Here is an 8,528-nt window from a genome sequence, read left to right on the forward strand (position 1 = left end):
TCATGCATGACCCGAGGGGAGCGACCGATGCTGCGATTCGAAGGAGTTTTCAAGGATTACGGCGGGACACCGGCGCTGGCCGGCGTTGACCTCGACGTGGCCGAGGCGCAAACCACCGTCCTGATCGGCCCGAGCGGCTGCGGCAAATCGACGCTGCTGCGGCTCGCCGCCGGCCTGATCCGGCCCGATCGCGGCCAGGTGTGGTTCGAGGGCGCTCGGCTGGATGCGGCCAATCTCCGCCCGGCCCGACTGCGCATGGGCTACATGATCCAGGACGGCGGTCTGTTCCCGCATCTGACTATCCGCAGCAACGTCAGCCTGATGGCGCGCCGGCTGGACTGGACGCGCGCGCGGTGCGAGCAGCGTCTCGCCGAGCTTGCGGATCTGGTACAGCTCCCGGCTGCGATGCTGGGGCGTTACCCGATCGAGCTTTCCGGCGGCCAGCGTCAGCGCGTCGCACTGATGCGCGCGCTCATGCTTGACCCGGATCTGCTGCTGCTCGACGAGCCGCTCGGGGCGCTGGACCCCATGATCCGCTTCGAGCTGCAACGCGAGCTGAAGGCGATCTTCGCCCGACTCGGCAAGACGGTGCTGATGGTGACGCATGACCTGGCCGAGGCGGTCTTTTTCGGGCATCGCATCGTCTTGCTGCGGGCCGGGCGTAGCGTCCAACAGGCCGAGCCGCGGGTGCTCCTCGACAGTCCTGCCGAGCCCTTCGTCGCGCAGTTCGTGGCGGCGCAACGCGAGCCGCAGCGGGTGTTGCTGGGGGCCGGGGGATGAGGCGCGACCGCTTGCGAAGGGCCTCCAGCCGCCGGCTTCCGGCCACCGGCCTTGCACTCGCGACGCTCGTCGCGTCATTGCTCGCGATTGGACTGGCCGCTTGGTCCCCCGAGCCGTCCGCCGAAGAATCCACACCCCGACCCGTCACCGTCGGGTCGAAGAAGTTCACCGAGTCGGTCATCCTCGGCGAGACCCTGCGCCTGCTCGCACTCGACGCCGGCCACCCGGCGCGTCATCGCGCCGAGCTGGGCGGGACGCGCATCCTCTGGGGCGCGCTGCTGAGCGGCGAGATCGACATCTATCCGGAATACAGCGGCACGCTGGTCCGTGAGATCCTGGCCGGCGAGGACGTGTCCTCCCCCGAATTGCTCGCAGCAGCGCTCGCGGCTCGCGGGGTCCGCGCATCGGCGTCGCTGGGCTTCGAGAACACCTACGCGATCGCGGTGCCCGAGCCATTGGCCGAGCAGCTCGGCCTGCAACGCATCTCCGACCTGCGCGCGCATCCGGACCTGCGACTCGGCTTCAGCAGCGAGTTCCTGGAGCGCGCCGACGGCTGGCCGGGCTTGAGGCAGCGCTACCGACTCCCCCAGACCCGCGTGCAGGGCCTGGATCACGACCTGGTCTATCGCGGCATCGCCGCCGGGCATCTCGACGTGACGGTGGTCTACACCACGGATGCCGAGATCGCGCGCTACGGGTTGCGCATGCTCGAAGACGATCTGGGCTATTTCGAGGACTACCAAGCGATCCTGCTCTACCGCGCGGAGCTGGCCGCGGCGGCGCCGGCCGCCGTCGCCGCCTTTCGCCGTCTCGAAGGCGCGATCGACGCGCCCACCATGGCGGGCATGAACGGGGCGGTGAAGCTCGAGGGCGACTCCGAGCAGGCGGTCGCCGCCCGCTTCTTATCGGAGGGCCTCGGGCTCGCGGTCAGGGTCTCGGGCCAAGGCTTCTGGAGCCAACTGGGCCAGCGCACGCTGGAGCATCTGGGTCTAGTCGGGGTCTCGCTCGGTGCGGCCATCCTCTTCGCCGTGCCGCTCGGGGTGCTGGCTGCACAAAACGCGCGGCTCGGCCAACTGATCCTCGGCATCACCGGGATGATCCAGACCATCCCCTCGCTCGCACTCTTCGTCTTTCTCATTCCCTGGCTCGGGATCGGTTGGCTGCCGACGGTGGTCGCGCTCTTTCTGTACAGCCTGCTGCCGATCGTGCGCAACACCCATGCCGGGTTGATGGACATCCCGGTGCCGATCCGCGAATCGGCCGACGTCCTCGGGTTGACCCGCGGGGCACGCCTGCGCCTGATCGAGCTGCCGCTGGCCGCCAACACCATTCTGGCCGGGATCAAGACCTCGGCCGTGCTCAATGTCGGCACCGCCACCGTCGCGGCGCTTATCGGCGCCGGCGGTTACGGCCAGCCGATCCTCACCGGCATCCGCCTGGACGACACCGCACTCATCATGCAGGGCGCCGTCCCGGCCGCGCTGCTCGCACTCGGGCTCCAAGGCTTGTTCGAGTTTGCCGAGCGTTGGGTGGTGCCGCGCGGGCTGCGTCTGCAACCGACGGGCGGGGCCAGGGCAGACGCAGGTCACGATCTCGCAAGCCCCCGGGCTTGAGCGTGCCGCGTGTCCTTGCCGCGGCGCGAACAGGCTCGCGCCGGGGCCGAGCTGCCGCCAAGTTACGTGGCCGGTCGACTGCATGGCGTCGAGCGCCCGCGCGCGCTGCCGCACGCGCTCGCCGTGCCACTCGGCTAACGCACGCGGTTGATCGCCTGCCCGAGCATGTCTGCCGTCACCAGCGTGATGCCGCCTTCGCTCACGTGGAAACCGGCGGCCTCGTCCGCGGCGCGGTCGAAGCCGATCCGGGTGCCCGGCGCGACCCGGCACCAGCGGTCGATCACCGCTCGGCGGACGTGACAATTGCGGCCGATCTCGACGTTCGGCAGCACCACGGAGTCCTGTACCGTGGAGTAGGAGTTCACCCGCACGCTGGAGAACAGCAGCGAATGCCGCACCGTGGCGCCGGAGATGATGCAGCCGCCGGAGACCATGGAGTCCACGGCCATGCCGCGGCGCTCGTCGTTATCGAAAACGAACTTCGCCGGCGGCAGTTGCTCCTGGTAGGTCCAGATAGGCCAATGGTCGTCGTACAGGCTGAGCGGCGGCGTCACGCCGATCAGCTCCAGATTGGACTCCCAAAAGGCGTCTACGGTACCCACGTCGCGCCAGTAGGCCTGATCGCCGCTCTTCGGGTCGCGGAACGGATAGGCCATAACCCGGTAGCGGTTGATCACGTGCGGGATCAGGTCCTTGCCGAAGTCGCGGCTGGAGCCCGGCTGATCGGCGTCGCGAATCAATTGCTCGTAGAGAAAATCCCGATTGAACACGTAGATGCCCATGGACGCCAGCGTGTGGTCGGGGCGCTCCGGCAGCGGCGGCGGGTCCGGCGGCTTTTCCAGGAAGCCGCGCACGCGACCCTCGGCGTCCACGTCCATAACGCCGAAGCCCCTGGCCAACGCCAGCGGCACCTCGATGCAGCCGACCGTGAGGTCCGCACCGCTCTCGACGTGGTAGGCGATCATCGTGCCGTAGTCCATTTTGTAGACGTGGTCGCCGGCGAGGATCAGGACGTATTCAGGGTCGTGGTTGCGGATGATGTCCAGGTTCTGGAACACCGCATCGGCGGTGCCGGCATACCAAGCGGTCTCGGCAATGCGCTGCTGCGCCGGCCACAACTCCACGAACTCGCCGAATTCGCCGCGTAGGAAGCCCCAGCCCTTCTGGATGTGGCGGATCAGCGAATGCGCTTTGTACTGCGTCAGCACGCCGATGCGGCGGATGCCGGAGTTGATGCAGTTGGACAGCGGAAAGTCCACGATGCGGAACTTGCCGCCAAAGGGCACCGCCGGCTTCGCGCGCCAGCGGGTCAGGTCCTTGAGCCGCGAGCCGCGCCCGCCGGCCAGGATCAGCGCCAGCGTGTTGCGGGTCAGGCGGCTGACGAAACGCGGACTCACGTCCGGCATTGGGATCACCTCGTAGGCTCAAATGGGGGGCGACTGCCCGGCCTGCCCGGCCGCGCCGCCCGTCCAGACCTGCCGGGGCCCGGCGTCGGGCAGCGGCGGGCCTGCCGCGCCGCCGCGGCGCTGCGGCAGCCCGCTCGGGCGGCATGGTAACATCGCCGCTCGCCGAGACCCCCGGCACGAAACCGGCACCGACCGCCGCGCCGGTTCCCGCACTCAGGCCCCAGCGCGCCACCGAACCGGCGCCGGCCGCTGAGTCAGGGGGCAGAATTACACTCCCTTCGGCCCTTCCCGAGCCTGCGGAACCTGAAGCCTACGGAACGCCTCATGCCCATCGGTCCTTCCTCGCCATCATCACTGCCCGAGCCCCTGCTTCGCGTCATCGAGGCCCGTCACCACGACCCCTTCGAGGTGCTCGGCCGCCACGCGGTCGATGCGGACACCGTCGTTGTCCGCGCCTACCTCCCGCAGGCCGAGCGCGCCCGCATCAACGAGGCCGGCATCGATCTGACGCGCGTCCCCGGCACGGATCTGTTCACCTGGGAAGGCCCGGCGGACCAGCTCCAGGGCCGGCAGCACTACCAAGTCACCTGGTACGACCGCCAGGGCCGCGTCGAGACGCGGCACGATCCCTACACCTTCGGACCGCTGCTCGGCGACTTCGACCTGCACCTGTTTGGCGAGGGCCGCCACTGGCACGCCTATCGGTTCCTCGGCGCGCACCATCGCACCATCGACGGCGTCGAGGGCTTCCAGTTCGCGGTGTGGGCGCCCGGGGCGAAACGGGTCAGCGTGATCGGGGAATTCAACAATTGGGACGGGCGTGCGCACCCGATGCGCGTGCGCGGCGGCTCCGGCGTCTGGGAGCTGTTCATCCCGGACCTGGCACCCGGCGGGCTGTACAAGTTCGAGCTGCGCGACGGCGGCGGCAATGTTCACGTCAAGATCGACCCCTACGCCAACGCCTACCAGGAGCGCCCCGAGAACGCCTGCATCCTGACTGCCCCCAGCACCTACCGCTGGGGCGACGAGCAGTGGCTCGCGCGCCGCGCCGGCTACAACTGGCAGCACAGCCCGCTGTCGGTCTACGAGGTGCATCTGGGCTCCTGGCAGCGCGACGAGGACGGCAATTTTCTCAACTATCGCGAGCTCGCCACCCGGCTCGCGGACTACTGCGTCGAGATGGGCTTTACCCACATCGAGCTGCTGCCCATCACCGAGCACCCGCTGGACGCCTCCTGGGGCTATCAGGCCACGGGCTACTTCGCGCCCACCGCCCGCTTCGGCGCGCCGGACGACTTCCGCAGCTTCGTGGACACGCTGCACAAGCGCAACATCGGCGTGCTGCTGGACTGGGTGCCGGCGCACTTCCCGCGCGACACCACGGCGCTCGCCCGCTTCGACGGCTCGGCGCTGTACGAGCACGCGGACCCGCGCCAGGGCGAGCACAAGGACTGGGGCACGCTGATCTTCAACTTCGGCCGCCACGAGGTGAAGAACTTCCTGCTCTCCAGCGCGCTGTACTGGCTCGCGGAGTATCACATCGACGGCCTGCGCGTGGATGCCGTGGCCTCCATGCTCTACCTGGACTACTCGCGCGAGGACGGCGAGTGGATACCGAACAAGTACGGCGGCAACGAGAACCTGGATGCCGTGGACTTCCTGCGCCAGCTCAACACCGTCTCGCACGAGCAGCACCCGGGCTCCCTGATGGTGGCCGAGGAGTCCACCGCCTGGCCGCAGGTGTCGCGCCCGACCTATCTCGGGGGCTTGGGCTTCAGCATGAAATGGAACATGGGCTGGATGCACGACACGCTGGCCTACATGGAGAAGGACCCGATCTACCGGCATTACCACCATGATCTCCTGACCTTCGGGCTGCTCTACGCCTTCACCGAGAACTTCGTGCTGCCCTTCAGCCACGACGAGGTGGTGCACGGCAAGCGCTCCATGCTGGACAAGATGCCGGGCGATGCGTGGCAGAAGTTCGCGTCCCTGCGGCTCCTCTACACCTTCATGTTCACCTACCCCGGCAAGAAGCTCCTGTTCCAGGGCTGCGAGTTTGCGCAGGGGCAGGAATGGGACTTCGACGCCGCGGTGGATTGGTACCTGCTCGATCGCCCGCAGCATCAGGGCATCAAGCAGATCGTCGCCGACCTGAACCGCCTGTACCGCAACCTGCCGGCGCTGCACGAGGTGGACTTCGACAGCGCCGGCTTCGAGTGGATCGACTGCCACGACTCCAGCCAGTCCGTGCTGAGCTATCTGCGCAAGTCCAAGAACGGCAAGCAGATCGTCGCCTGCGCCTTCAACTTCACGCCGGTGCCGCGCGAGAACTACCGCATCGGCGTGCCCTTCCCGGGCTACTACCGCGAGGCGATGAACTCCGACGCCGAGCTCTACGGCGGCAGCAACGTCGGCAACCGCGGCGGCGTGGTGGCGGAGCCCATCAGTTGGATGGGCCGGCCCAACTCCATCCCCATGGCGCTGCCGCCGCTCGCGGGTGTCGTCATGGTCTACGAGCCCGACGAGAGCGTCGACACGGATACCGACACCGCGGGCGCGGTCAAGCCCAAGCTCCTGGTTGCGAGCCCGACGCCGACGGCAGCGGCGAGTGCCGAGGACAGCGGGTCTGCGGCGGGCGTGGCCGACGACGGCGCGGGCGCGACGCCCGCGGCGGCCGCAGACTGACCCGCTCCGCCGCGGGGGCTGGCTCGGCACATGCTCACGCGACGGAACCCGCACACGGCGAGGCGGCGTCGGCGCGCGGACCAGCCTGCGGCGCCCGCGTTGCTCGGGCTCGCACTGCTCTGGTGCCTGCTGTCGCCGGCCGCGGGCCAGCCGGCCGCCGGGGCCGCAGCCGCGGACGCAGCCCCCGACCCCGAGCCGCCAAGCGCTGAGGCCGTCTCAGATGCCGCGCCGGACACCCTGACCAGCCTGCCGGCTCCGGTGGCCGCCCTGCTGCCGGAGCTGACCCTCGATGCGAGCCAGATCGGCGCCTATGTGCGAGCGGTCGACAGCGATGCGCCACGGCTCGCCGTCAACGCCGAGGTCCCGCGCATCCCTGCCTCCACCATCAAGCTCGTCACCAGCATCGCGGCGCTGGACCTGCTCGGCCCCGGCTACCAGTGGCGTACGGAGGCCCTCATCGACGGCGAGGTGATTGCCGGCACGCTGGAGGGCGATCTCGCCATCAAGGGCTACGGCGACCCCTTCCTCAGCACCGAGGCCTATGCCGGCCTGATCCGTAGCCTGCGCCAGAAGGGCATTCGGCACATCGCCGGCGACCTCATCTTCGACAACAGCCACCTGGTCGCACCCACCGCGAGCCGCGGCGACTTCGACGGCGCCGCGCAGCGCAGCTACAACGCCCTGCCCGCGGCGCTCAGCCTCAACCGGCAGGTGACCTACGTGCACCTGTACAACGACCGCGAGCGCGGCGGTGTCGGCGTCTACACCGAGCCGCCGCTCAGCCACCTCGACATCGTCAACAACGCGACGATTGTGAAGGCGCCCTGCCAGGGGCGCTACCACCGCCTCAGCGTCGGTTTCAGCGAGCCCGCGGCGGCGCCGCCCTCCCCCGCGCCTGCCGAGATGGCCGCGGCCCCGGGCGCCGGCGATGTCGGTCCCGCCGAGCCGGCACCCGCCCTCGGAACCCCCGACAACGCCACACCCGAGGCCGACGCCACGGCAGCGACCGTCCCCGGCACGCCGAAGCTCACCATCACCGGCACCTTTGCGAGCGAGTGCCCGGACGAGCGCATCCCGCGGCTGATCCTGAGCCCGGAGCGCCATGCCGCGGCCGCCTTCGACGCCCTCTGGCGCGAGGCGGGCGGCACCATCGACGGGCGCGTGCTGGCGGCGACGACGCCGAGCGGCGCCGAGGTCTTCCACGTCGTCTACTCGCAGCCGCTGCACGAGGTGCTGCGGCCCGTGAACAAGTGGTCCGACAATCTCGTGGCACGCATGGTCTTCCTCGCCCTCGGCAGCGAGCACGCGGGGCCGCCGGGTGACAACGACAAGTCCCGCGCGGCGCTGGACCTCTGGCTCGACGAGCGCGGCTTCGGCTTCCCGGAGCTCCTCATCGACAACGGCTCCGGGCTGTCGCGGGACACCCGCATCGCCGCCGCCAGCATGGGCGAGCTGCTCGCCTGGAGCTGGCACCAGCCCTGGATGCCGGAGCTGATCGCCTCCATGGCCATCCTCGGCGTCGACGGCACGCTCGCAAAGCGCATGCGCAAAGAGCCCATCGAGGGCCGCGCGCATCTCAAGACCGGCACCGTGCGCGACGCGAGCTGCATCGCCGGCTATGTGCTCGACAAGCACGGCCGCCGCTGGGTCGTCGTCGCCCTCGTCAACGCCCGGCCCGGCCAGACCCTGCAGGCCTGGCACGGCCACGCCGTGCATCACGTGCTGCTGCGCTGGGTGTTCGAGGGGGCGGCGGCGCCCTAAGGGCAGAGGGCAGAGGGGCGCCTCCTTGGCCCTTGGCCCTTCCACTTCGGCGCCGAATGTTTGCAGATGAGTCAAGTTTCGAACGGGGCGACCTCGGAGACCGTGGTTTCGTCGTCGTCGTAATCGTGGTCGTAATCGAACGTTCGCAATGTTGACGGGCGTTGACTGGAGTGTTGACCTCCAGGTCAACACAACCACAGAGCGGGATGCACTGCTGTCGCGACGGGAGCCGACCTGGAGGTCGGCTCTCCGGCCGGGCCCGGCCCGGCTCCGGCTCCGG

General features: G+C 69.4%; 5 protein-coding genes. 4 read left to right on the forward strand and 1 reads right to left on the reverse strand.

The window, feature by feature from the left end:
* Window positions 1-27: 27 nt before the first annotated feature.
* Together ML01_RS24265 and ML01_RS24270 are read left to right on the forward strand one after the other, a co-directional pair.
* Entirely contained in the window at window positions 28-780 is a 753-nt protein-coding gene (locus tag ML01_RS24265) for an ATP-binding cassette domain-containing protein (RefSeq protein WP_058557964.1), read from the forward strand.
* A complete protein-coding gene (locus ML01_RS24270) occupies window positions 777-2,393 on the forward strand; it encodes a glycine betaine ABC transporter substrate-binding protein (protein ID WP_082674633.1) in 1,617 nt (538 codons plus the stop codon). Before ML01_RS24265 ends, ML01_RS24270 begins: the two co-directional genes overlap by 4 nt.
* Before the next feature lie 134 nt (window positions 2,394-2,527).
* On the opposite strand, the gene glgC is transcribed toward ML01_RS24270, so the two are convergent.
* Window positions 2,528-3,799 carry a glucose-1-phosphate adenylyltransferase gene (glgC, locus tag ML01_RS24275; protein WP_058557965.1) on the reverse strand — a complete coding sequence of 424 codons (1,272 nt, stop codon included), beginning with the start codon at window positions 3,797-3,799 and terminating at the stop codon, window positions 2,528-2,530.
* A 324-nt stretch (window positions 3,800-4,123) separates the two neighbouring features.
* Here glgC and glgB point away from each other — a divergent pair, with 324 nt between their 5' ends.
* On the forward strand, window positions 4,124-6,487 hold the full coding sequence (gene glgB / locus ML01_RS24280; protein ID WP_082674634.1) for a 1,4-alpha-glucan branching protein GlgB: 2,364 nt from the start codon (window positions 4,124-4,126) through the stop codon (window positions 6,485-6,487).
* Window positions 6,488-6,586: 99 nt separating this feature from the next.
* On the forward strand, window positions 6,587-8,248 hold the full coding sequence (dacB, locus tag ML01_RS24285; protein WP_058557966.1) for a D-alanyl-D-alanine carboxypeptidase/D-alanyl-D-alanine-endopeptidase: 1,662 nt from the start codon (window positions 6,587-6,589) through the stop codon (window positions 8,246-8,248).
* Window positions 8,249-8,528: the final 280 nt, after the last annotated feature.

The sequence above is a fragment of the Thiohalocapsa sp. ML1 genome (assembly GCF_001469165.1).
In the GTDB taxonomy this organism is placed as follows: domain Bacteria; phylum Pseudomonadota; class Gammaproteobacteria; order Chromatiales; family Chromatiaceae; genus Thiohalocapsa.

What these genes read in the sequence shown, in the direction of transcription:
- ML01_RS24270 (WP_082674633.1), top strand. Translation starts at nt 777, where the DNA reads ATGAGGCGCGACCGCTTGCGAAGGGCCTCCAGCCGCCGGCTTCCGGCC.
- glgB (WP_082674634.1), top strand. Translation starts at nt 4,124, where the DNA reads ATGCCCATCGGTCCTTCCTCGCCATCATCACTGCCCGAGCCCCTGCTT.
- glgC (WP_058557965.1), bottom strand. Translation starts at nt 3,799, where the DNA reads ATGCCGGACGTGAGTCCGCGTTTCGTCAGCCGCCTGACCCGCAACACG.
- ML01_RS24265 (WP_058557964.1), top strand. Translation starts at nt 28, where the DNA reads ATGCTGCGATTCGAAGGAGTTTTCAAGGATTACGGCGGGACACCGGCG.